Annotated in this window: 24 protein-coding genes, 1 riboswitch and 1 other annotated feature; of the genes, 2 read left to right on the forward strand and 22 right to left on the reverse strand. The window is 39.8% G+C overall.

Annotated elements, in window-relative coordinates; genetic code table 11:
* Nucleotides 1–52: 52 nt before the first annotated feature.
* Nucleotides 53–562, reverse strand: coding sequence for a QueT transporter family protein (locus O3629_RS04555; protein WP_045759324.1), 510 nt, complete (start codon nt 560–562; stop codon nt 53–55).
* Nucleotides 560–666, reverse strand: a riboswitch (PreQ1 riboswitch). (Overlaps the previous gene by 3 nt.)
* Before the next feature lie 28 nt (nt 667–694).
* On the opposite strand from O3629_RS04555, the gene O3629_RS04560 reads away from it, so the two are divergent.
* Nucleotides 695–1,138 carry a GtrA family protein gene (locus tag O3629_RS04560; protein WP_003006737.1) on the forward strand — a complete coding sequence of 148 codons (444 nt, stop codon included), beginning with the start codon at nt 695–697 and terminating at the stop codon, nt 1,136–1,138.
* A 25-nt stretch (nt 1,139–1,163) separates the two neighbouring features.
* On the opposite strand, the gene O3629_RS04565 is transcribed toward O3629_RS04560, so the two are convergent.
* The 17 genes from O3629_RS04565 to O3629_RS04645 form a co-directional block, all read right to left on the reverse strand.
* Entirely contained in the window at nt 1,164–1,871 is a 708-nt protein-coding gene (locus O3629_RS04565) for a B3/4 domain-containing protein (RefSeq protein WP_223344534.1), read from the reverse strand.
* Nucleotides 1,868–2,332 carry a MarR family winged helix-turn-helix transcriptional regulator gene (locus O3629_RS04570; RefSeq protein ID WP_003006732.1) on the reverse strand — a complete coding sequence of 155 codons (465 nt, stop codon included), beginning with the start codon at nt 2,330–2,332 and terminating at the stop codon, nt 1,868–1,870. Before O3629_RS04570 ends, O3629_RS04565 begins: the two co-directional genes overlap by 4 nt.
* 250 nt (nt 2,333–2,582) lie before the next feature.
* Nucleotides 2,583–3,554 carry a YihY/virulence factor BrkB family protein gene (locus O3629_RS04575; protein WP_201090168.1) on the reverse strand — a complete coding sequence of 324 codons (972 nt, stop codon included), beginning with the start codon at nt 3,552–3,554 and terminating at the stop codon, nt 2,583–2,585.
* A gap of 83 nt (nt 3,555–3,637) precedes the next feature.
* Nucleotides 3,638–4,498, reverse strand: coding sequence for a methionyl aminopeptidase (locus O3629_RS04580; protein WP_049483232.1), 861 nt, complete (start codon nt 4,496–4,498; stop codon nt 3,638–3,640).
* A 21-nt stretch (nt 4,499–4,519) separates the two neighbouring features.
* Entirely contained in the window at nt 4,520–5,797 is a 1,278-nt protein-coding gene (gene spxR / locus O3629_RS04585; RefSeq protein ID WP_021153022.1) for a CBS-HotDog domain-containing transcription factor SpxR, read from the reverse strand.
* A complete protein-coding gene (locus O3629_RS04590; RefSeq protein WP_371608784.1) occupies nt 5,790–6,341 on the reverse strand; it encodes a GNAT family N-acetyltransferase in 552 nt (183 codons plus the stop codon). The genes spxR and O3629_RS04590 overlap by 8 nt, the downstream gene beginning before the upstream one ends.
* Nucleotides 6,342–6,397: 56 nt before the next feature.
* On the reverse strand, nt 6,398–7,657 hold the full coding sequence (locus O3629_RS04595; RefSeq protein WP_070673921.1) for a UDP-N-acetylglucosamine 1-carboxyvinyltransferase: 1,260 nt from the start codon (nt 7,655–7,657) through the stop codon (nt 6,398–6,400).
* Between the two features lie 192 nt (nt 7,658–7,849).
* Nucleotides 7,850–9,040 (reverse strand): methionine adenosyltransferase, encoded by a 1,191-nt coding sequence (gene metK, locus O3629_RS04600; RefSeq protein ID WP_371608785.1) that lies wholly within the window; start codon nt 9,038–9,040, stop codon nt 7,850–7,852.
* A 398-nt stretch (nt 9,041–9,438) separates the two neighbouring features.
* Nucleotides 9,439–10,665 carry an ABC transporter permease gene (locus tag O3629_RS04605; protein ID WP_371608786.1) on the reverse strand — a complete coding sequence of 409 codons (1,227 nt, stop codon included), beginning with the start codon at nt 10,663–10,665 and terminating at the stop codon, nt 9,439–9,441.
* Nucleotides 10,666–10,801: 136 nt separating this feature from the next.
* Nucleotides 10,802–11,233: a hypothetical protein gene (locus O3629_RS04610; protein WP_371608787.1), complete on the reverse strand. Its 432-nt coding sequence runs from the start codon at nt 11,231–11,233 to the stop codon at nt 10,802–10,804.
* Between the two features lie 138 nt (nt 11,234–11,371).
* Nucleotides 11,372–11,812, reverse strand: a complete 441-nt coding sequence (locus O3629_RS04615) for a hypothetical protein (protein ID WP_371608788.1) — start codon at nt 11,810–11,812, stop codon at nt 11,372–11,374.
* A gap of 171 nt (nt 11,813–11,983) precedes the next feature.
* Nucleotides 11,984–12,451, reverse strand: a complete 468-nt coding sequence (locus O3629_RS04620; RefSeq protein WP_285308090.1) for a deaminase — start codon at nt 12,449–12,451, stop codon at nt 11,984–11,986.
* A 104-nt stretch (nt 12,452–12,555) separates the two neighbouring features.
* Nucleotides 12,556–12,915, reverse strand: coding sequence for a 50S ribosomal protein L20 (gene rplT / locus O3629_RS04625; protein WP_000124834.1), 360 nt, complete (start codon nt 12,913–12,915; stop codon nt 12,556–12,558).
* A gap of 49 nt (nt 12,916–12,964) precedes the next feature.
* On the reverse strand, nt 12,965–13,165 hold the full coding sequence (gene rpmI, locus O3629_RS04630) for a 50S ribosomal protein L35 (RefSeq protein WP_001125942.1): 201 nt from the start codon (nt 13,163–13,165) through the stop codon (nt 12,965–12,967).
* Between the two features lie 33 nt (nt 13,166–13,198).
* On the reverse strand, nt 13,199–13,729 hold the full coding sequence (gene infC, locus O3629_RS04635) for a translation initiation factor IF-3 (protein ID WP_006597373.1): 531 nt from the start codon (nt 13,727–13,729) through the stop codon (nt 13,199–13,201).
* Nucleotides 13,730–13,745: 16 nt separating this feature from the next.
* Nucleotides 13,746–13,874 (reverse strand) — a sequence feature (ribosomal protein L20 leader region).
* Between the two features lie 23 nt (nt 13,875–13,897).
* Entirely contained in the window at nt 13,898–14,578 is a 681-nt protein-coding gene (gene cmk, locus O3629_RS04640) for a (d)CMP kinase (protein WP_031574170.1), read from the reverse strand.
* Nucleotides 14,579–14,592: 14 nt separating this feature from the next.
* Nucleotides 14,593–15,048: an SAG1386/EF1546 family surface-associated protein gene (locus tag O3629_RS04645; RefSeq protein WP_003006692.1), complete on the reverse strand. Its 456-nt coding sequence runs from the start codon at nt 15,046–15,048 to the stop codon at nt 14,593–14,595.
* A gap of 45 nt (nt 15,049–15,093) precedes the next feature.
* Between O3629_RS04645 and O3629_RS04650 the strand changes: the two genes are divergently transcribed.
* Nucleotides 15,094–15,294, forward strand: a complete 201-nt coding sequence (locus tag O3629_RS04650) for a ferredoxin (RefSeq protein ID WP_031574174.1) — start codon at nt 15,094–15,096, stop codon at nt 15,292–15,294.
* 9 nt (nt 15,295–15,303) lie between these two features.
* Here O3629_RS04650 and O3629_RS04655 read toward each other — a convergent pair whose 3' ends face one another.
* From O3629_RS04655 to O3629_RS04670, 4 genes are all read right to left on the reverse strand, one after another.
* Nucleotides 15,304–15,780 carry an EbsA family protein gene (locus O3629_RS04655; protein ID WP_049522867.1) on the reverse strand — a complete coding sequence of 159 codons (477 nt, stop codon included), beginning with the start codon at nt 15,778–15,780 and terminating at the stop codon, nt 15,304–15,306.
* Between the two features lie 94 nt (nt 15,781–15,874).
* Nucleotides 15,875–18,400: an LTA synthase family protein gene (locus O3629_RS04660; RefSeq protein ID WP_125826279.1), complete on the reverse strand. Its 2,526-nt coding sequence runs from the start codon at nt 18,398–18,400 to the stop codon at nt 15,875–15,877.
* The gene (locus tag O3629_RS04665; RefSeq protein WP_371608789.1) at nt 18,400–20,148 is read right to left on the reverse strand and encodes a rhamnan synthesis F family protein; all 1,749 of its coding nucleotides are present in this window, start codon (nt 20,146–20,148) and stop codon (nt 18,400–18,402) included. The genes O3629_RS04660 and O3629_RS04665 overlap by 1 nt, the downstream gene beginning before the upstream one ends.
* Before the next feature lies 1 nt (nt 20,149).
* Nucleotides 20,150–21,808, reverse strand: coding sequence for a glycosyltransferase family 4 protein (locus O3629_RS04670; RefSeq protein ID WP_371608790.1), 1,659 nt, complete (start codon nt 21,806–21,808; stop codon nt 20,150–20,152).

The raw sequence follows: 21,808 nt of genomic DNA on the forward strand, positions 1-21,808 counted from the left end.
TTGAATTTACTGCATTCTTAGCATTAAAAAAAGGAGCCAAAGCTCCCTTTTCCTATTTTGTAAAATCGATCCGTTTAGAAAGTTGATTGATCACAATCGCTCCAAAAATCAAGGATGCGAATTCACCCAATCCCATAGTCAACCAGTTATAGAGGAATGGTTGGCCTTGAAGGTAGTATAGTTCCAAGGCAATCGTAAACATGGAGATGGAAAAGAAAATCGCAAACAAGAAATGGTCCAAGCGAATAAGACCGTCAAACAAGAACTTGTTTTTGAATCGACCAAATAGAATGAGTCCAAGTCCTAAGAAGACAAAGGTTGAACCTCCACCAACAAAGACATCGATCCATCCAAAACTAAATAAGTTAGCAATCATACAACCAAGCGTCACCGCAATCAAGTACTTCTTATTGTAAAAAGCTAAGAAATTCATCATTTCCGAAACACGGAATTGATAGCCATAGTAGGCCATAGCGTTAAGAGGTGGGGTAATGGTCAATACGATATAAATCGCAGCAACAATGGCAATTTGTGCCATATCACGAGCAGTTAACTGTTTCATCTATTCTCCTTTAGCGGTTTTCCCGCGTGTAATATGCTTGGCGAAAGGATCTTAAGCACCAAGGGTTGAAGGTTTGATTTCTTCAACCTTTCAAGTATAGCATATTTTGAGGTTTTATGGTAGACTGAATTTATGAAAATACTAATTAAAAAATTTTTTGATAATGAAATTTTATCCTATCTCTTTTTTGGGGTTGCCACAACCATTGTTTCCGTCGGAACCCGCCTCTTCATCTATCAAGTGTCTCGTGATGAACGATTAGCGACCGCGATTGGAAACATCGCTGGGATCCTCTTTGCCTTTGCGACCAACGATACCATTGTCTTTAAACAAGAAAGAAAGGGCTGGTTTCAGCGCTTGATTCGATTTGCAATTGCGCGCTCTGGGACCTTTATTCTAGATATGGCCTTGACTGAGATTTTTGTCAAGCAATTCCCAGGAATTATCGGGCAATTTGTCAACAATAACAAGAGTCAAATCAATCTGATTGAAACCCTCTTTGCACAAGTGGCCATTGTGGTCCTCAATTACGTCTTTAGTAAACTCTTTGTCTTTAAAAACAAAAATAAGGCTTGAAACGATTGTTTCAAGCCTTATTCTTTTAAACTTCTATACTTGCATGCTCTGCACTTAATTGATAGATGGTGCCTTCAACCCCAAAATAATCCTTGGCTAGATCTTTCAATTCCTGCATGGCTGTTTGGGCTCGTTTGGCCTGCTCCTCGTTGATGGCTTCAATGACCAAAATAGCGTCCTTGGTATCTTCAGTTAGCATGGTTCTTTGAGCCTCACGCCAATTCAAACAACGGCAAACGGCGCCTTCTTGGTCGTAGTAGATGATCTCCCCTTCCAAAGCTGGCGCATCTTCGTCAGCTCCTAATGGAAAGAAAGGTTCGCCTCCTTTCGCTTGACCTAGAGAGAGGCCACCCACCAATTTATCCATATCTTCTCCCCCACAAGGAAGGGCATAAGCCATCGACACGCTATTGTAAAGATCCACCAAAGGATTAATCGGATAGAATTCACGTCCCTGGTAAACCCGTTTTAAGAGTGCCTCGATGGAAGATCGGGCTCCTTTTTTTGTTTTAAACTTGCTAAAAGCTTGGCGCCACTCTTGAACGAACTCACTCTGGGTATAGTTTTCTTCATCGATAAATTCCCATGCTCGCTTGGCACCCTTGTCCAATAATTCTTTGAAATAAGGATCCTTGGCTTCATCTACTGTATTATCAATGCCATACAAGGACATCACTGTAATTCTAGCTGTTGGAAATAAATCCCAAAATGCTTGATCGACTGTCACTTTCATTGCTTTACCTCACTATAATTTCTTTTTTGACCTTTTTTGACTAGTTCCCAATCCAGGGTGATATTCTCACGAACTCGGATCAGATACTCCTCTAACTGTGCGACTTCTTCTTTGGAAAATCCTTTTAAGGCAGTTGTCTCAGAGTAAAGATGTTCCCCTAAAATGAAGGGGTAAATCTGCTTGCCTTTTTCAGTTAATTCCCATTCCTTGGTTTTAAGGTTTTCACCCCTTGGGCGCTGCTGAATCAATCCTCGTTCTTCTAGTTTTTTTACGGATCGGGCAACAGTTGAGCGATCGACTTTTAAGAGCTCAGAGAGTTCTTCCTGAATCATTCCAGGTTGCTCGGCAATTCGCACCAGATAGAGGTATTGACCACGCGCCAAATCTAAATCTCGAAATTCAATATTTGCTATAGAATCCAGTGCTCGCGCAATGATGCCAATCTCACGCAAAATACTCATCTCACTCCTCCTTTCCTATTGACAATAGCATAACACATTTTTGTTGCATTTGCAATAAAATGGATAAAAAAAAGAGGCTGGGACAAAAGTCCTAGCCTCTCAATTGTTTTTGGATTGTCGAGCAAGACGCAGTAGTTGAGTGGGCTCTACTACGCTGATTTCATCAGCTTTTACAGCCCTACTCAATTGTGCGGAGGTGGGACGACGAAATCGAATTCTAACGAATGACCGATTTCTGTCCCACTCTCCCTTATTCCTTTTTATCTTTTTTTATCAAGCGTAATCGACGCTTTAATGTTTGTGAAACTTCTCTATGCCGAAAGTCCACTTCTTCTGATTTTAACTTAGAGACAATTTCTCCACTGCGCGTTTGGAACTTGGCTTCTCTAGCAAACTGGATACTGGCGTTTAAAATACAACCAATAATCATGATTTTAGCTACCAAGATGAACCAGAACATAATGACCGCTAGGACGACCGAACCGAAGAAACGAGCATCTAAGAAATGACTCACATAACGATCCACATATTTCCAAAAGATATTCAAGATCGCATACAGGACAGCAACAACGAAGGTCGCCCCTGGCAATACATATCTAAATTTTGGAATTTTGACATTTGGAAGGGTGTAATAGAGCAAGACCAGACTGACAAATAGCAAAAGGTAGATGGTCGGCTCTGTCAAATTCAGTAAGCGCACATAAATCGTCCGATCAAATGAAAAGGTCCGATAGAGATAGCGAACGATCATTTTCCCAAACATGGAAAGAATGAGCGAGAGTCCAAACAAGCCCTGCAAGGCAAAACTGATCAGAAAGCTAAAGAGTCGCCCCCAGATAATACCACGCTCTTTTTCCACCCCATAACTCTTGTTATAGGCTTTTTGGAGGTAGGCAATGCTCTGAGAGAAGATCCACAAAGCAGAAATAATCGAGAAACTCAGTAAGCCTGTCGAAGGTTTGGTCAACACACTCGAAATCATCTGTGCCACTATTCGATATAAGGAGGCTGGCAAAACTTTCTGTAAGCTTAAAAGAATCTGAGTGGGACGAATATGAAAGTAGGGTAAAATATTGGCTGCAATCAGCATCAAAGGGAAAATGGAGATCAACAAATAATAGGCAACCGCAATGCTGGTGATATCAGACTCTGCGCTCTGATAAAATCGCACGAAGCCCTTTATAAATGGCTGTCCCAGTACTTTTTGTAAGACCTTTTTCATTCGTCACCTCCCCATTTTACTAAAAAAGAGCAAAGAGCGAAACCAGACACTTGCCTTCAGCTCCATTCTTTCCTCTCTATTTTTTAGTATGTTCCTTCTTCACCTTGACTAGTCAAGATCACTGGACCATCTTTTGTAATCACAAATTGATGCTCGTATTGACAAGAAAGGCCACCGTCAAGGGTCTTATGGGCCCAACCAGTTTCCATATCTGTATCAATCTCCCAAGTACCGGTATTGATCATTGGCTCAATCGTCAAGACCATACCTTCACGTAAGCGAAGACCGCGTCCCGCACGACCGTAATGTGGGACCATTGGTTCTTCATGCATAGTAGGCCCGACACCGTGTCCGACCAAATCACGCACCACGCCATAGCCTTTGCTTTCCGCATACTCTTGAATCGCTGCGCCAATATCCCCCAAGCGATTGCCAACGACCGCTTTCTCAATTCCCTTATAGAGACATTCTTTGGTCACGTCCATCAAATCTTTGACTTCTTGCGAAACATTTCCAACCGCATAAGCCCAGCAAGAGTCCGCCAAGCCACCACTATAAGACTCAGTGTATTTCTTCATTTGCGCCACATTATCAAAATCTAATTTCGATACATCCAAAACAGATTTATCCAGTGGTTCTGACAAGACCATGTCTACCTTGAGGAGATCCCCATCTTTGAGAATGACGTGACGTGGAAAAGCATGGGCTACTTCGTCATTCAAACCACAGCAAGTCGCATAAGGATAGTCCATGAGACTACCTTCTACACCGATTTGAAGCGGCAAGACATTAGCTTCTTTACAGCGACGACGGACATATTCTTCTACTTCCCATAGATCAAGCCCTGGCTTGATCAAGTCACGTAATCCAATATGGATGCTGGCAAGGAAATCTCCTGCACGATCCATGGCTTCAATTTCACGTTGTGATTTTAATGTAATCATTGTCTCCTCATTTCTTTTTGTTTAATTAATCTTAATCGTAATGGTTGCTTTCGCGACTAGCTGCAGATCTAAATACAAGCTAAAATCAACCAAGGCTGAACGTCTGGTTCGCCGAACAAGTTGGGGTTCAATACGGATCACGTCATCCACCTGCACAGCCTGTAAAAAATTGATAATCAACTGTTCGACAATCAAGCTACGCCCACTGTGTTGCATCATCTTGCGAACAACCTTCATCAGCACTTCGATCATGACCCCATTGGCCAAAACACCGCTTTTCTCCAGCATACTCGGTTCCACTGTGAATTGGTAATGGTCGTTTTCTGTTTGAATCTTTTGACCAATCTGCTCACTAAAGGTTGGTAAGCTCGAAAATTGCACCTTGCTAATCCGATCCATGACATCTCGACGCGTAATAACACCCAGCAAGGTCTGGTTATTACGAACAACAGGAATCATTTCATAATCTTCAGCGATCATCCGTTGGCTAATCGTCGCAATGCTGGTGGACAAATTAGTGGTAAAAATGGTCCGTGACATCACCTTATCAAGGGTCGTCTGAGGCGCCTTATCTCCAGCATCTCTCATGGTCACGACGCCCACTACCATCTGGTGCTGATTGACAACCGGAAAACGACTAAAGCGATTCTTTCGAACCAAATCTAAATAATCCCGGACCGTATCCGTCTCAGAAAGATAGCCGTACTCATGGAAGGGCCGATAGACCTGTTCTACTGTCAAGATATCCGTCTTGATCTGCATGTTAGACAAGGCCTTATTGATCATGGTCGCGACGGTATAGGTATCGTGTGAAGTTCGGATGACTGGGATTTGTACCTGATTGGCCAGATCAATCACATCCTCACTGACCTCAAAGCCACCCGTCACTAAGACCGCATTGTCATGCTTAAGAGCCAATCGTTGGATGCTAGTGCGGTCACCCACGATCAAAAGCCCCCCTTCAGACACATAGTCAAGGACGTGCTTTTCCGTCATAGCACCAATGTAAAATTTATTAAATTCTTTTTCGAGACCTTCCTCACCTGCTAATATTTCAGAACCGGTGATTTCTAAAATTTCCCGGTAGGTCAAGTGCTCTAGTACAGCTTTTTGCGATTTGACACGGATGGTCCCGCTTCTAGGACGCGTTTCGACAATTCCTTGATTTTCAGCTTCTTTAATGGCACGATAGGCCGTCCCATCACTGACATTCAAAAAATTGGAGATACTGCGGACACTGACCCGTTTTCCAATCGGTAATTTTTCGAGATAGTCTAAAATCTCTTGGTGTTTACTCATAGAAGTCCCCTCTACCTAGGCGGAAATCATAATAATCGCGCATTTTACGCGTATAGCGGTCACTCCCTTTGAATTGACGAAAGAGACGAAAGCCAGCCTTCAAAGCGACCTTTTGACTCCCTGCATTTTCAACATGGGTAACAATCTTAAGCTCCTTCAGTTGAAATTTCTCAAACGATAAATTGACCAGTTCTTTGACCGCCTCTGTCATCAGGCCCTTCCCCCAAAAATCTTTGCGTAAAAAGTAGCCTAACTCAGCCTCAGCCTTAATTTCATCCAACTTTTCAAACTTGATGGAGCCGATCATCAGATTAGTTTCCTTATCACAGATCGCCCAAACCCCCAAAGGATTTTTCATGAAATAGTTGGCGAGTACATATTGAGTTTCAGCAAGATCGGCTTGTGCAGGAAAGATAAATTGTAGGTTATCAGGATTCGAAGCAATCTTATAAAAATCTTCCGCATCCTCAAAGAGAAAAGGTCGTAAATACAACCTTTGTGTTTCAATTAGTGAATAGGCAGCTAAGTGTGTCCAAATATTCATTTCAAACTCCATTGTTCGTGTATCCAGCCACCACTATCAGATCCCTAGTTCTGTCACTATTCCTCTACCAACTGGATGTCTGCTCCAAGTTGGGTCAATTTATGAATAATATCTGAATACCCGCGAAGGATGTATTCCACATTTGTAATTTCTGTTGTTCCAGAAGCCATAAGACCTGCAATCACTAAAGCCGCACCAGCTCGAAGATCCGTCGCTTTCACACTGGATCCTGTCAATTGATTTGGCCCTTCATAGATAATGTGGTCGTTCAAGGTCGAAATGGTGGCCCCCATTTTAGCTAATTCTGGTACATGGTTGACCCGTTTTTCATAAATCGTATCAACAATGCGACCACGTCCTACAGCCGTTAAGAGCAAAGGCGTGATCGGTTGTTGCAAGTCAGTCGCAAAACCAGGATAAGGAGATGTTTTGATCTGGATCGCCTTCAAGCCCGTCTGCTTTTCTACAAAGATACTATCTTCAGAAATGGTCATGCGCACACCCATTTCCTCTAACTTAGCAATATAGCTCTCTAAATGCTCATATAGGACATTATTGATCTGGATACCTTCCCCAATAGCAGCTGCAAGGGCAATATAGGTTCCTGCTTCGATACGATCTGGAATCACCTGATGTCTCGTTCCATGCAATTGTGGAACACCATCAATGATAATAATATCTGTCCCTGCTCCACGAATATGGGCTCCCATGTTGTTGAGCAAGGTCACCACATCGATAATTTCAGGTTCCCGCGCCGCATTTTCGATCACTGTCCGACCTTCAGCCTTGACTGCTGCCAAAATCGTATTGATCGTTGCACCGACACTAACAGTATCCATGTAGATGTTTGCTCCTTGAAGAGGCTTGCCATCAGTCGCAAGTTTCATACTAGAGCCATCCATGGTCATAGCAGCTCCCATCGCTTCAAAGGCCTTCAAATGCAAATCGATCGGACGTGGGCCAAGGTCACACCCACCAGGAAGTCCAACAGTTGCTTGACCATAGCGCCCTAACAAACTGCCATAGAAATAATAGGAAGCTCGCAGACTGTTGATCTTTCCAAATGGCATGGGCATATTCTTCACCCCACGTGGATCAATGACCAAACTGTCTTCTTTGCGCTCGATCTTAGCCCCCATGATGGTCATGATTTCAATCAGACTCGCCACGTCGGAGATATCCGGTACCCCATCAAGGGTCACGATATCATCCGCCAGAATGGTCGCCGGAATCAGGGCTACTACACTATTTTTTGCACCACTAATGGTCACCTCTCCTTTTAGAGGGTGACCACCATTTATTACAATTTTTTTCATCTTAATAATTCATTAGCTCTTTCAAGTCTTTTTCCTTTTACTATCGTTTTTTGTAACGAAAATAAAAGGGACAACGTATTCAAAATACTGCATCTATTATACCACAGATCGACCTATTTTTCCATCTGTAGGAATTTTCAAAACGAAAAAAAGCTAGGATCAACTTGACCCTAACTTTTCCATTTCAACGAATTATTTTACAGCTTCTTTCAAGGCTTCTACCTTGTCCAAACGTTCCCATGGAAGGTCGATATCTGTCCGTCCCATATGGCCATAAGCCGCTGTTTGACGGTAGATTGGACGTTCCAAATCCAACATTTGAATAATCCCTGCAGGACGAAGATCAAAGAGCTCACGTGCTGCTTTTTCAAGCTTACTTTCAGCGACTGTTCCAGTACCAAAGGTATCGATCCGAACAGAGACAGGTTGAGCTACCCCAATGGCATAAGCCAATTGCACTTCTGATTTCTTAGCAAGACCTGCCGCTACGATATTTTTGGCAATGTAACGAGCTGCATAAGAAGCAGAACGGTCTACCTTAGTGGCATCTTTACCAGAGAAGGCACCACCACCGTGACGTGAATAACCACCATAGGTATCGACGATGATCTTACGACCTGTCAATCCTGAGTCCCCTTGAGGTCCACCAATAACAAAGCGGCCAGTTGGGTTGATGAAGAATTTAGTCTCATCATCTAGGTAAGAAGCTGGAATCACTTCTTTAATGACCTTGTTAATCACATCTTCGTGGATTTGTTCATTGCTGACATCTGGATCGTGTTGGGTTGAAATAACAACCGTATCCACGCGCACTGGGCGGTCGTTTTCATCGTACTCAACAGTGACCTGCGATTTCGCATCTGGACGAAGATAGCTGATTTCACCTGACTTACGCAATTCTGCCAAGCGACGAACCAACTTATGGCTGAGTGAAATTGGCAATGGCATGAGTTCTTCTGTTTCATCCACCGCAAAACCAAACATGAGACCTTGGTCTCCTGCACCGATCAAATCGAGTGGATCTTGATCCGCATTCCCACGTACTTCTAGGGCTTCGTTTACCCCTTGAGCGATATCAGGAGATTGTTCCACCAATGATGGGTGTACTCCAACAGTTTCAGCAGAGAAACCATATTCTGTATTGGTATAGCCAATTTCTGCAATCGTATCGCGAACAACACGGTTAATATCGACATATGCATTTGTTGAAATTTCACCAAAAACATGGACTGAACCTGTATAAACAGCTGTTTCAGCCGCAACGTGTGATTCTGGATCTTGCTCTAAAATAGCATCTAAAATAGCATCTGAAATTTGGTCTGCAATCTTATCTGGATGCCCCTCAGATACTGATTCAGACGTGAAAAGTTTACGTTCTGACATAAAAATGTCCCCCCTTAAAAAAATATTGTTATAGAGTTACAAAGTACTGATAGAAGATTTCTACCACCTTATCGGGACCATATAACACTTCATTATAACACATTACATATGATATGGAAAATGGTTTTTCAAAAAGCCCATTAAATCAGCTTTTTCAGTCTATGCACTACCCAGTTAAACTGACTTAAACAGTCCTCAAAGTTCCTAAAAAGTTCACAAAAATACCCCGTAGGGTATCTATCAATTGACGAGTTCAGCAGGCAAGATCTAGCACCCTCACACGGTGCTTTTTTATCTTCAAAAATGGTAGGTGTCCGCGTACCAATGGGTACTCGAAAACCTACCACCTACATAAATGATAACATATCTTTAAAAATTTTCAACCCTATTTACTTTAATCAGTCTCCATTTTTAAATAATATAGTTCCAATAAATACCAAGACTCCCAGAATAAAAGATAAAATATTTGGACCTATCCAATAAGTATCTGGCGTACCTATAATGGAAATAACAAATAAGATAGCTGCCGCATTTAGGAGTCCTTTACTTCCTTTTCTCATACCAATGAAAAGTAATATAGTCGCAATCATAAAACAAATATAATGGATGGCACCAATATATAAGATCAGTAGATACATGGGGTTTCCTAAAAATAAAGGAAAAATCATAATACCAAGGTGACAGACTGCTATTATAAGGGCGCTCCATAACCAGGACGACTGAAGAATAATTCTTTTTGGCGAATTTTCTTTATCATTGTTTAATTGTATATCAGCATTCAACTGATCGTTTACATCTATCTCTCCTTCTACTTGAGGGTATTCCATCTCTGGTTTAGTTTCAATAGATGATAGATCTTGTACTTTCACCTTGGACTCCCAGCTATCTGCAACTTTATCAAACAAACCAAAAACACGACAAACAATATAAATCGATAAGAGAAGATAAAAGAGACCGTAGAAGCTTATACGAGAGATGAAAGAGTATACTACACCTATCTCAACAAGGGAAGATAAAATGAGCAAAAGAGAAAATACTTTCTGAAGTTTATCACTTGTACTTGTGATCATAACATTAATCAGAAGTAGAAACATTAACTCCATTACAGTGTATCGCAGTGTAAAAGCGTAAATTACACTCGTTCTATCCATACCAAACAATATAAATAATGGAGATATATTGGTTGAGGCAACAAATAGTACTAAATAAGCTATCGATGATTTCCAACCATCTTTACTTTTCCAATTGTTTAAAAGCTCCCTCATTTCTACATTCTTTATAAGCAAGCAAATCCATATTAAACAAATGATATTTAGCACAAAGGAAATGTTCAGCAGATTTATTGAGGAAAAAGGTGGTAAAAAAAACATCAGTAGTTGAGTAATTGAGAGGAGAAGAACAGCTATCAATCCTTCAACATTTAAACGTTGCTTCATGATTCTCCAAATTACCCAGCAAATAATCATTCCATTCCAGATAGAAAAAATACTAGAGGCATTGAACAGTGGTATATTTTCATTTAAATTTTGAGCATTATAGCTCTCTACTAGACTACTACCATAAGAAACAAGATAAAGAATTGCTTCAAGAATTAGCAGTATACAATACCATTTTTTTCTAGACATAGATTCTCCTCTACTTTCTAAGAAAAGTATTTAACTATTCATTTTATTTAAATTATAACACAGTTTGTAACCGTTTTCCTAGTGAGTTATCAGAAATAAATAAAAAAGATAGGATTGAACACCCTACCTCCTATCATCACTCTTCATTTTTTAACAATACAGTTCCAATCAATACCAGCACTCCTACCACAAGCGGTGGTATATGATTAATCACCCAAGAAGGATCACCCGCAACAATAAATGAAAAAAGATAAATAGCTGCTGCTATATAAAGAGTTGCTTTATTGCCGTTCACATTTCCATTCCAAAGCAGGATAGTGGCAATAACGAAGCTAATAATATGGATCCCCAAAAAGTACAAAAAACCACCAACCCATGATCCTAGTGAAAAGAGACCTAATAAAAGCAAAACGATATAAGCAATGGCTAGGAGCAGGGCAAAAGAAAGTATTCCTGAAGTCCCAACTCTCTTTTCTGAATCAAATTCACCAACAGGTGAACGAACTTCATCTGTAATCCTTTCCTCTTTTTCTTTTTTTACTTCAGAATGTTTTGGTTGATCTGACATTTCATTTCCTCCTAAAGTCTCTTAGTTATCCTTTAAAATAATAGCACTCAAAAATCGACAAAAGAATTGATTTAACTATCGCTTTGATCGACCCGAATACTTTTTATTGAGTAAAGTTGTCAATACCTACCTTTTTCATTAATAGTTTTTCTCTTCTTTAACCAGGAGTGTTCCGATTAAATCCAGAACACCTAAACATAAGGGAGCAATTCGAAATATTTCCCAGTCTGGATCAAAAGCCAAGATGATTGACAGCAGATAGAGTCCAATACTCGCATAAAGAAGGCTTTTATTCCCCTTCTTCATCCCTAGTCGAATTAGAAAGGCCCCAATCGCAAGACTTAATAAGTTTGGACCAAGGAAAATCAAAACGACAAATCCCCAACCATCACCCCAAGGTGCAAAGAAAAAGACAAACAATACAAGATAGATAATGGATAGGTAAAAGGTTACTGAAAGAAGAATAGAATGTAAGCTATTTTCTTTTGGAGGATTCTGAACAGATACAGAATTGGGATAATCTTCACTGATCTTACTATGTTCTTTATTTTCCTCAAGATGTTTCTCTTGGTTTGTCATCACTTTCTCCTAACTTTCTTATATTTTTATGTTTTTCCGTTAACACCATTATTCTTGATTCCATCATTCTTTTCATGATAGCCATCTATTCAATGCTATCTCTTAAACATTAATTTGGACAGGTTTCCAGTTAGATTGCTAACATATCATGAAATAGACTGGAAGCCTTCCCTAAATAAAATCAGCCTCTGCAATAGCCTTTTTGACTTCTTCAATCGGCAGATGAACCAGTTCTACTTCTTTTTCGCGGTAGAGGTATTCGGCATATTCATCGATGCGGTACTGATGAATGTATACCACTCGCTTGCAACCGACTTGAAGCAACTGCTTGGTACAATTGAGACAAGGAAAATGCGTCACATAAGCTGTAAAGCCTTTAGGAATTCCACGTTCAGCTCCTTGCAAAATCGCATTGACTTCCGCATGAATCGTCCGGACACAGTGTCCCTCGACCATAAGACAGCCATCCTCTAGACAATGATCTGTCCCAGAAACGGATCCATTATACCCTGTTGCAATGACCTTATTATCCTTAACCAATACAGCACCCACCTTGGCTCGCTTACAAGTTGCTCGATTTGATATTAACAAAGCCTGTGCTGCAAAATACTCATCCCAAGCTAGTCGATTGTGTGTCACCTTTGTATCCTCCATCTCTCCTCATATCGGTTACGATTATTTTCATTATAGCATGAAATTAGCAAGAAAAAAAGACTGAGAAAATCTTCCCAGTCTTATAAACATTATTTACCAAGTTTTGCTTTAGCTGCATCTGCAAGAGCTGTGAAAGCTGCTGCATCGTTAACAGCCAAGTCAGCAAGCATTTTACGGTTAACTTCGATCTCAGCCAATTTCAAACCATGCATCAATTGTGAGTATGAAAGTCCGTTCATACGAGCTGCCGCATTGATACGTGTGATCCACAATTTGCGGAAGTCACGTTTCTTTTGACGACGGTCACGGTATGCATAGTAGTAAGAGTTCATTACTTGTTCTTTTGCAGTACGGAACAAGATGTGTTTAGCTCCATAGTAACCTTTAGCTAATTTAAGAATACGTTTACGACGTTTGCGTGATACAACGCCACCTTTAACACGTGCCATTTATATTTCCTCCAATATTTCCTAGAATTCTTTACTTACAAATACGCGATTATTTCAAGCGAGTAAGCATTGCTTTGATACGTTTGAAATCTCCTGAATGCACCATAGATGCTTTACGAAGATGACGACGTTGTTTCTTAGTTTTTCCGTGGAAACGGTGAGAAGTGTAAGCACGGAAACGTTTAAGTCCACCAGAACCTGTACGTTTGAAACGTTTAGCTGATGCGCGGTGTGTTTTTTGTTTTGGCATGATATTTTCTCCTTTTTTTAACTTTCTGACAGATTATTTCTTGTCAGTTGCTGGTGCCAACTGCATGAACATTTGACGACCATCCATTTTAGCACGTTGTTCGATGATAGCAATATCTTGAGTTGCTTCAGCGAAGTCGGCTAAAACTTTTGCCCCAATCTCTTTATGGGTGATCATACGACCCTTAAAGCGAATGGAAACCTTCACTTTGTTCCCTTTTTCAAGGAACTTGCGAGCATTGCGAAGTTTTGTATCGAAATCACCCTTGTCAATAACTGGGCTCAAACGAACTTCTTTCACGGTCACAACGCTTTGTTTTTTGCGTTGTTCTTTTTGTTTCTTCTGGTACTCAAATTTGAACTTACCGTAGTCCATAATTTTCGCAACAGGAGGTTTAGCTTGAGGTTGAATGAGAACCAAGTCCACATTAGCGTCGTCCGCAAGTGCTTGCGCTTCACCAAGTGGTTTGATACCCAATTGTTCGCCCTCAAGACCGATTAAGCGAACTTCACGTACACGAATTTCATCATTGATGAATAAGTCTTGCTTTGCTATGGTTTTCACCTCTTTTTTATTATTCGAGAAAAACAAAGAACGGACCTGCAAAACAGGCCCGAACTACATGATGTATTTCATTTCTGAAACTTGATCCGTAGGGGCCAGGCAACTTGCGTCACAAGGCGAGAAGTTCTCACTTCTGCTTTTCTCAACTTTTATATGATATCAAGTTTTTTATTCTTTGTCAAGAAGTTTTTTTGCTTTTTCTTCAATAAAGGCAACAACATCTGCAATTCCAACACCCGTTGTGTCAAAATGAATGGCATCAGCTGCAGGTTTCAAAGGAGAAACGGCACGGTGGCTGTCCTTATAGTCCCGCTCAGCGATTTCTTTTTTCAACAATTCAAGATCCGCTGTGATGCCCTTTTCAACATTCTCCTTATAACGACGTTCTGCCCGCTCCTCAACCGAAGCAACCAAAAAGATCTTCAACTCTGCATGTGGAAGGACGACCGTCCCAATATCGCGTCCATCCATAACGATGCCCCCCTCTGCTGCAATTTCTTGCTGTAGAGCGACAAGTTTTTCACGGACTGGCGCAAGCGCTGCAACCCATGAAACATTGTTGGTCACTTGGTTATCGCGAATTGGGTGGGTAATATCCACGTCTGCTACAAAGACAAGCTGCTCTCCTTCTTCTGAACGACCGAAACTAATTGGATACTGATCTAAAAGGGCTAAGAGGTCATCAACCTGTTCAGCTGTCAGATTATTTTGCAAAGCTAGGTAAGTCGCTGCACGATACATAGCTCCCGTGTCTAGATACGTATAGTCTAGATCCTTGGCAATGATCTTTGCGACTGTGGATTTTCCACTAGAAGCCGGTCCATCAATGGCAATTTGAATTTGTTTCATGCTGTCCTCAACTCCTACTGAATCTTAACGACATCACCAGGATTCGCATACCATGATCCTGTAGACATATGAGAAGGATTTAACTGTTCCAATTGGGCAATGGAAATACCAGCACGCGCAGCAATCGCTGCTTCCCCTTCACCTGCTTGAACAGTGATCGTACCTTCTTCAGAGTTCTCATCTTTTGAACTATCGTCTTTAGCCGCTTGGTCAGTTTGTGCTGCAGGGGCTGATGATTTCTGTTCAACCTTAGTCTCTCCATTGTAGAAACCAGACATTTGTTTTGATTTGTTGCTGCCACCTGTTGAAAGGAAAATCAACAAGCAGACCATCGCCACTACTACTACAAAGAAAATAATGGCTAAAATCGTCAATAGACGGTCTGCCTTGATTCCGTTTAACTTACTCGTTCTTTTCAATGTTTCTTCTCCATCATCGTAAATATCTTCTTCCCATGGTTCTTTTGCCATGACTTCCTCCTTGTTTTTTCTCGTAAAAATCATTACAATAGAAGTATGAAAGTTACGTTAATTCCAGATCGTTGCATCGCTTGCGGTCTCTGTCAGACCTATTCTGAATTATTTGATTACCATGACAATGGCATCGTTAAATTTGCTTCTGAAGAGGACGACCTCCTTGAAAAGGAAGTTCCTGTCACAAACGATGTTCTCGAGGCTATCAAAGAATGCCCCACTCATGCTCTCTTAAAAGATTAAGAGGGCTTTTTATTTGTTTGCATAATACATCTCGTAGTAATCCACATGGATGAAATTGTCCGTCAGGATTACTTCTCCCTTAAAATAAGGATTTAAGGCAAGTGCATTGATAAAGTATTTTTTCGGCCATTTACGCATACAGAATGTTCGACTGCGCGATCCATCATTAAATATGAGCTTGATCGATTTCTTATTAACTTCGACCTTTTCGATCGAGTCAATCTGCACCTTGATTGGAGTAAAAGGATTGGCTGTAATAATCCGTAAGATCCCATCCTCATAGATCGTGAAGTAACGATGGACCCCAATCGCGAGCAAGGCCATAAATAAAAAGAACGAAAACAAAACTAGCGTTGGCACACTAGAGCTCTCATACATCAAGGCCAGTCCAATAAAGACCGGAATCACTGCAATGGACCAATAAGTCACAAGAATAGATAAGTCCGGTTGCCAATGATAATGGACCTTTCCAAATATCTTAATCATGAGCGTACCCCCATCTAATAGTTTAGCATAAAAAACAAAAAAAAGGGAGCCAGACAGCCAAAATCACAAAGATTTTTACCTGCTTGCTCTCCTTTTAATTGGATTTATTAGTTGGAACTTTAAAGAAGTCTTTAGAAAGGTAACCTTTCCCACTAATCAAGTCGTATTCAACCATTTTCAAATCCTCTGCAATTTCTTGTGCTTCTCCTTCTAGAGCCTTTTTATCGACACTTGCTTTTTTCAGCACTTCTGTCAACAAAGCATAGTAAGGCGAAACTTTTGAATTGGTCTGTTCAAAGACCATAGCAGAGAAATCACTTGAATTGACCAAAGGATAGTTCAATTTCGGTGCATCAAAATTACTCCAAATGAAGTAGTCTGTCTGATACTGACTCTCCGGATTATTCTTAAAGGCGGACTCAGGATAAAGACCTGGCAAGTGATCCCCATAGAATACCACTGTAATCTTCTTATCTATTTTAGAAAGACTTTCTAGGAAGGATTGGGTGGCGGTGTCAGTTTGTGAAAGTAAACGACTGTAGAAAGTCAGTTTTGAATTTTCTTCATCACTAAAACCTTTACCTTTTGCATCCAAGGTTTCTGGATTTGCTTCTAACCATGGAGTATGATTTTGCATGGTCATCACAGAAAAGAATTGTCCGTTTTTATCGTTTAAATTATCCAACACAATATTATAGGTGGATTCATCACTCGGACTAATTCCTTCTTTTCTGTACTTGATTCCCTTTGTATCCGTCGTAATAAAATCTTTGAAATCCAATCTCGAATACACGATATCCCGAGAATAATTCGATTTACCTGCCAAGTGAACAGCAATCTTATTCTTTTTTGAGTATGCATTACTGATAGACGGCACATCATGGATCTTAGGAAGAACTTCCGTATACAAGACAGATACAGTTTGTGATAAATTATAGAATGGTAAACCTGTAAGAGTCTGGAACTCCATATTTGCAGTTCCGCCACCATATCCATCCGATTGCATTTGCCCACTCGTGTGGGTCTTCATGATGTTCTCAATATTGGGAATCGGATTTTGCGTAAGCTCAACTCCCTCGACTTTTCTAGGATCAGAAAAACTTTCACTCAGAATATAAATGACCGTTTGATCGTTTAAGTAGTTACTTCTCTCCTTATTGATCGCATTAGACAAGTTGGTATATTTTTGGGCTATTTTCTCAAGACGTTCTTTGGAATAACCATCCGGTTTTGGAACAACCTCCGTCGTCAATTGATTCATCCAAACATAAGACAATCCTTTGTAACGAGCATTGGTCGTATTCCCTAGCCAATTAATATCTTGGTAATTGTTCAGGGTGCTAATAATTGGTACATTATCCTTGATCTTCCCGTTTTCTTTATCACTGAATATCCCATTGACACTCTTAAAGCATAAGAGCATCACTGCAATAGCTCCGATTTGTATTTTCCATGAAGAAATAATTCTTCCTTTAAAGAGGTACTTTTTCCCGACAATCAGTAGACAAACCAGAAAGACCACCAATAAAAAGATGTAAAATATTTGCGCTTTGTCCATAAAGCTCAAAAGCGTCATTGGCTTGGTTAACCAAGTTAAATCACTCGGTAAAACTGGTTCATTCCTCATGCCAAACTTGATGGAATTTGCAACTACAAAAGCAATGGAAACAATGGAAATGAGACAGGTAGCAATCCAATATTGATTGATACAAATGTAAACAAAGATAAGTATCGCTGTCAGAATGAGAATTTGAAATAAGATGGCATCTGGAATCGTGTAATGAACGCCTAAGAAGGGTTCTGTTCGACCTAAACTGAATTGGATAAAATAATTCAATACAATTGCAATAGTGGTACTAGAGAAGAACACTAAAGAGAAACTCGGTTTGTTCTTGACGAAATCTCGTTGTCCCTTTGTATATAAGAAGCCAAGTAAGGAAATCAATGGAAAGAGAATGTATAAGAATTCATTTGTTAACCAAAATTGCTGAGCTGAGTATTTGCCAATTTCAAAGGCCTTATACAAAAAATTATCTGTCCTGTAAATCAGGGTCGAAAAATTTTTGTCTGTTACGATAAAGGTGATCAAGAGTTGCGACAAGACCAGATACTGATAGTTCTCGCCAATCTCTTCTCCTCCTTTTTTCCGACTTGGTAGCTTATCATAATGCTGTCGCAATAGAACCAAACCACCTGTAGAAGCAAACAGAAGGAAAATGACAAGGAAGGAATCCGTTCTAAAGAATGGATTCTGATCAAAATTCCAAACCTTGTATTTTGGATTATTCAAATAAATCGTGATTTCTGTCAAATAAGAAAGGGTATTGTAGACCAAATAACTGACAATCAGTTTAAGAGGAAACCATTTTTTAAAATTGAACTGGGATAATATTGGAATTAATAGCAAGAAACTAATTCCAAATAGAATTCCTAAAAAATTAACATATTGTAGGACAGTTCCTGTTGCTTTGTTATGAACTGCAAGATTATTCTGAGCTAGGTAAAAATTAAAAAAAGAAAATAGAACGAAAGTAACCCCATAATACCACTGAGTTCTTGAGACTTTCGATAATGCTAAGAGGATAAATTCTTTAAAATTAAACTCTTTTTTCCGTTTCATTATTTCACTTTCTTTATCATTCTTTTTAGTATATATTTCACAGCTCTTGCAGGACCGATTACGATATACTTCAAGGCTCCTTTGATCCCCCCAATTTGATTAAAGTCCACAAAGGTATGCGGTTGGAGATCTTCACGATTGTTCAATTGCTTATTATCAATAAATGGTGTCAGGACATGAGGATTTTGAGAGATCCTAAAGTCATATTTTTGATCCCAAGCAATGTAGATCAACAAACGTTCGATCGCATGCAATATCGAATTTTGAGGTAGAGGTTCAGCTGGAACATCTGCTGCTGTCAAATTCAAATCAAAGAGTGGTTTCAAAGCATCATATTTAAACCAAACAAAGGTCCCATAACTCATGACAAAGGTATTGAGATTCTTGAAGTCAATCGTCTTGGTCGCTCCCATCCTTTCCCAGAGCTTGTTCATCTCTGGTGAAATAAGAGCCTCATTCCAGGCAACCACTATTCGATTGTAACGGAAGAAAGTTGGAATATCTGTGATAGTGATTCCGACTTTTGGATTAGCCTCCATATTGGCCAGGATTTGATCAGCCGGCTTGACCAACATCTCGATCAATTCTTTTCGCCAAGATTCACCCGCCCAGAAATCTGCTTCTTTGGATTTCTTGGTATGGAAATGACCAACATAATCATATTGAGAGAGTTGCTCTTTTAAGAGCAACATTGGTAATACATCCCGTCCAATGTTTCCAGTCACCACAACCGTCGCATCTTGTGCCCGATTAGAAAGAATTTGTTCAATATCCTGCTTCTTCTCTTCTACATCTGTCGTGATCCATAAGTCATAAGCGAAATGAAAGGCTTGGAAAGCATCTAAAAATTCTTCCAAGAGGTCCACATAAAAGACATGAAGATGAACCGCAACTTTTTTACCGAAGTCTCCAGCTAATTCCTGGTTTTTCAAGTACTTACGAGACAAGAGATAAGGATAGTCCGGACGATCAATCATAGACATGTGGTTGAGAATCAAGTCTAATGGGTAGTTCGATACACGCTCCAACTCGTCGAAAATATAAGGCATAATCCCTTCATTGTTTGCAATGGTTTTGACTTTGATGAAAGGAACCTTATGATTGAGAATCGCTGTAGGATTGTAGTAAGAAAAGTCTGGATAGAGCATCCCTGTGGTATCTTCATGAATGGTATCAAAGACCGTCTTATAGCGAAAACCAGCATCCAAGAAATTCGTTGTGACCTTGGTTTCATAGTTATCAATCACATCTTGAACATTGGTGAAGTCCTGAACACCTTGCCAAAATTCATGGAAGGCACTTGATGTCAGCACCTGTTTTTTAAAACTAAGATAATAACTCTGAATATGCTCGTTAAAATCCTTGTCTTTCCGGTAATTGGTCATTCCCCAGAAATCCACTTCACTATCATTTTCAAACCGCTGATAGATTGGTTCTAGATCCCAAAGAGGTCCAAAGCAGGTATCATTCATGAGGGTAACCGAATCAAAATGAGCCAGTTGGTCAAAGCCGACTGTCTTCATTCCATCCCGCCAAGCCGCAAAGTCAAAGCCACTATTTTGGCGCTCTAGAATATCTTCTACCAGATGCTGTGCTACTAAATTAGACTTCACATCTTCTGGCAGCTGACTATTGGAGATAAAGACCACCCGTGAATACAAGGGGCGAATCTTTTCTAATTGGTAAAGTACATGTCCACTAATAAAATTAAACTTATTGTAGTGAACATATAAAAGTAAACGTTGCATATTATTTCCTTATTCTAAAGAATTTCAAGATCTTTGTTGGAATGGTCCAACGACGTGAATGGATGATGGAATTGTATTCATGAGATAATTTTTTATGATTCTCATGTAAGTTGAATAGGTGTCTGCTAAATTCTTCGTCACTTTCTTTTTCATAGGAGAATTGAAATTGATTACCTGAACTATTCGAAAGATCAAAAAGAATATGTGGATGGGTATTAAAGAAAACCAAAACATCCTCGAAATCAATTCCGTTTGAAGTTACAAGAGGAATTTCTCTTTGATCCTCCAATGCAATCAATGACAATTTTTTATAGGATCCCGGAAATTCTGAAAGTAATATTTTTAGACTCTTTTCCTTTTCAAGCTGGAAGATAATAGAGCCCTTATTTTCCATCCTCTCTTTTGATATTTCATGGTAGGCTGAGTGAAGTCCATCGTGTGAAGCTGAAATCACCACCTGAGATTTACCAATTACTTCGAGATCACGATTATTGAATTTCATGCCCAAAAATCGAGCATACTTAGAGGAAAGCTTTTGGTTACCAATTGGCGTTTCTACTTCAATGTTATCTTTAAAAACAGCATAGATGGACTCGAGATTATATTTCTTTCGAGCGAGTTCTTGATCCAGTAATTGTTTTTCTTTATAGCTATCAAAATTCTCAATCACTGTAGCCATTTGTTGACTTAGTAGATCTCTATCTCCTAGTGGATATAAATTCCCAGATTCTAAAAATTTACTGGAAGACAAATGACCTAAATTATCGGAAATGATTGCCGGAACTCCATTGAGGACTGATTCCACAAATACTAAAGAAAATGTTTCTAATTTAGCAGGCAAGACGAGGATATCTTTATCTGTCACCAAGGACCATGGATCCGAGTGAAAACCAACAAAAGTCACACGATCTAGATGATGCGTTTGAATATAGTCATCCATCAACTTTTTGTACTGCTCATCCCATCCTCCGATGAAGACCAGTTCGATCTCCTTCCGATTTAAGTGATTATAGGCTGCAAGCAACTCAAGCTGATTTTTTCGTTCGTTAATCCCACCGATGGATACAAAACGAGAAATAGTAGAATTCTTAAGAGGACGTTCTTGAACTTCTGTATAGGGAATAAACGGAATCAATTTGTCAGTCGTAAAATAATTCGTTAGAGTGTGGTACAATTCCCCTTCTACTACAAAAATTTTATCAGACAAATCATCAATTAAGGGAATCAGGTCCTTATAATAACCGAACTCGCCAAAAGGAAATTCATGAATAATATAAAAATGTCTGACCTGTTCACATGCAGCTGCAATGGCCCCCTGAAAAACATTGACTGTATTCGAAATGACCAATTCGATCTGTTCATTCCGGATAATTTCTCTTACTTCCTCAATATTCTTTTGTTGAGAAGTTTGGATTTCTAACTCTGAAATGTTCAGCGTCTTAGATTCAGGCCACCACCACTGATTGTTTTTTAACTGAAATAATTTAATTCCAGTTGTATCCATATGACGGAGATAGTCTTTATCAATGTGTGGGGCATTATCCGGTATCACATTATAAACTTCGTGACCTTGCTGAACCAACAATTTCATTAGGTTCACGATTGATACTTCTGCTCCACTAAACATGGCTCCAACAGGAGATACAAATAAAATTTTCAT

The organism is Streptococcus sp. 27098_8_12, from assembly GCF_041432115.1.
Taxonomy (GTDB): domain Bacteria; phylum Bacillota; class Bacilli; order Lactobacillales; family Streptococcaceae; genus Streptococcus; species Streptococcus parasanguinis_V.

What these genes read in the sequence shown, in the direction of transcription:
- rplT (WP_000124834.1), bottom strand. Translation starts at nt 12,915, where the DNA reads ATGGCACGTGTTAAAGGTGGCGTTGTATCACGCAAACGTCGTAAACGT.
- O3629_RS04660 (WP_125826279.1), bottom strand. Translation starts at nt 18,400, where the DNA reads ATGAAACGGAAAAAAGAGTTTAATTTTAAAGAATTTATCCTCTTAGCA.
- O3629_RS04610 (WP_371608787.1), bottom strand. Translation starts at nt 11,233, where the DNA reads ATGTCAGATCAACCAAAACATTCTGAAGTAAAAAAAGAAAAAGAGGAA.
- O3629_RS04650 (WP_031574174.1), top strand. Translation starts at nt 15,094, where the DNA reads ATGAAAGTTACGTTAATTCCAGATCGTTGCATCGCTTGCGGTCTCTGT.
- O3629_RS04575 (WP_201090168.1), bottom strand. Translation starts at nt 3,554, where the DNA reads ATGAAAAAGGTCTTACAAAAAGTACTGGGACAGCCATTTATAAAGGGC.
- O3629_RS04665 (WP_371608789.1), bottom strand. Translation starts at nt 20,148, where the DNA reads ATGCAACGTTTACTTTTATATGTTCACTACAATAAGTTTAATTTTATT.
- O3629_RS04595 (WP_070673921.1), bottom strand. Translation starts at nt 7,657, where the DNA reads ATGAAAAAAATTGTAATAAATGGTGGTCACCCTCTAAAAGGAGAGGTG.
- O3629_RS04590 (WP_371608784.1), bottom strand. Translation starts at nt 6,341, where the DNA reads ATGAATATTTGGACACACTTAGCTGCCTATTCACTAATTGAAACACAA.
- metK (WP_371608785.1), bottom strand. Translation starts at nt 9,040, where the DNA reads ATGTCAGAACGTAAACTTTTCACGTCTGAATCAGTATCTGAGGGGCAT.
- O3629_RS04655 (WP_049522867.1), bottom strand. Translation starts at nt 15,780, where the DNA reads ATGATTAAGATATTTGGAAAGGTCCATTATCATTGGCAACCGGACTTA.
- cmk (WP_031574170.1), bottom strand. Translation starts at nt 14,578, where the DNA reads ATGAAACAAATTCAAATTGCCATTGATGGACCGGCTTCTAGTGGAAAA.
- O3629_RS04580 (WP_049483232.1), bottom strand. Translation starts at nt 4,498, where the DNA reads ATGATTACATTAAAATCACAACGTGAAATTGAAGCCATGGATCGTGCA.
- O3629_RS04555 (WP_045759324.1), bottom strand. Translation starts at nt 562, where the DNA reads ATGAAACAGTTAACTGCTCGTGATATGGCACAAATTGCCATTGTTGCT.
- O3629_RS04570 (WP_003006732.1), bottom strand. Translation starts at nt 2,332, where the DNA reads ATGAGTATTTTGCGTGAGATTGGCATCATTGCGCGAGCACTGGATTCT.
- spxR (WP_021153022.1), bottom strand. Translation starts at nt 5,797, where the DNA reads ATGAGTAAACACCAAGAGATTTTAGACTATCTCGAAAAATTACCGATT.
- O3629_RS04560 (WP_003006737.1), top strand. Translation starts at nt 695, where the DNA reads ATGAAAATACTAATTAAAAAATTTTTTGATAATGAAATTTTATCCTAT.
- O3629_RS04615 (WP_371608788.1), bottom strand. Translation starts at nt 11,812, where the DNA reads ATGACAAACCAAGAGAAACATCTTGAGGAAAATAAAGAACATAGTAAG.
- O3629_RS04645 (WP_003006692.1), bottom strand. Translation starts at nt 15,048, where the DNA reads ATGGCAAAAGAACCATGGGAAGAAGATATTTACGATGATGGAGAAGAA.
- O3629_RS04565 (WP_223344534.1), bottom strand. Translation starts at nt 1,871, where the DNA reads ATGAAAGTGACAGTCGATCAAGCATTTTGGGATTTATTTCCAACAGCT.
- rpmI (WP_001125942.1), bottom strand. Translation starts at nt 13,165, where the DNA reads ATGCCAAAACAAAAAACACACCGCGCATCAGCTAAACGTTTCAAACGT.
- O3629_RS04605 (WP_371608786.1), bottom strand. Translation starts at nt 10,665, where the DNA reads ATGTCTAGAAAAAAATGGTATTGTATACTGCTAATTCTTGAAGCAATT.
- O3629_RS04670 (WP_371608790.1), bottom strand. Translation starts at nt 21,808, where the DNA reads ATGAAAATTTTATTTGTATCTCCTGTTGGAGCCATGTTTAGTGGAGCA.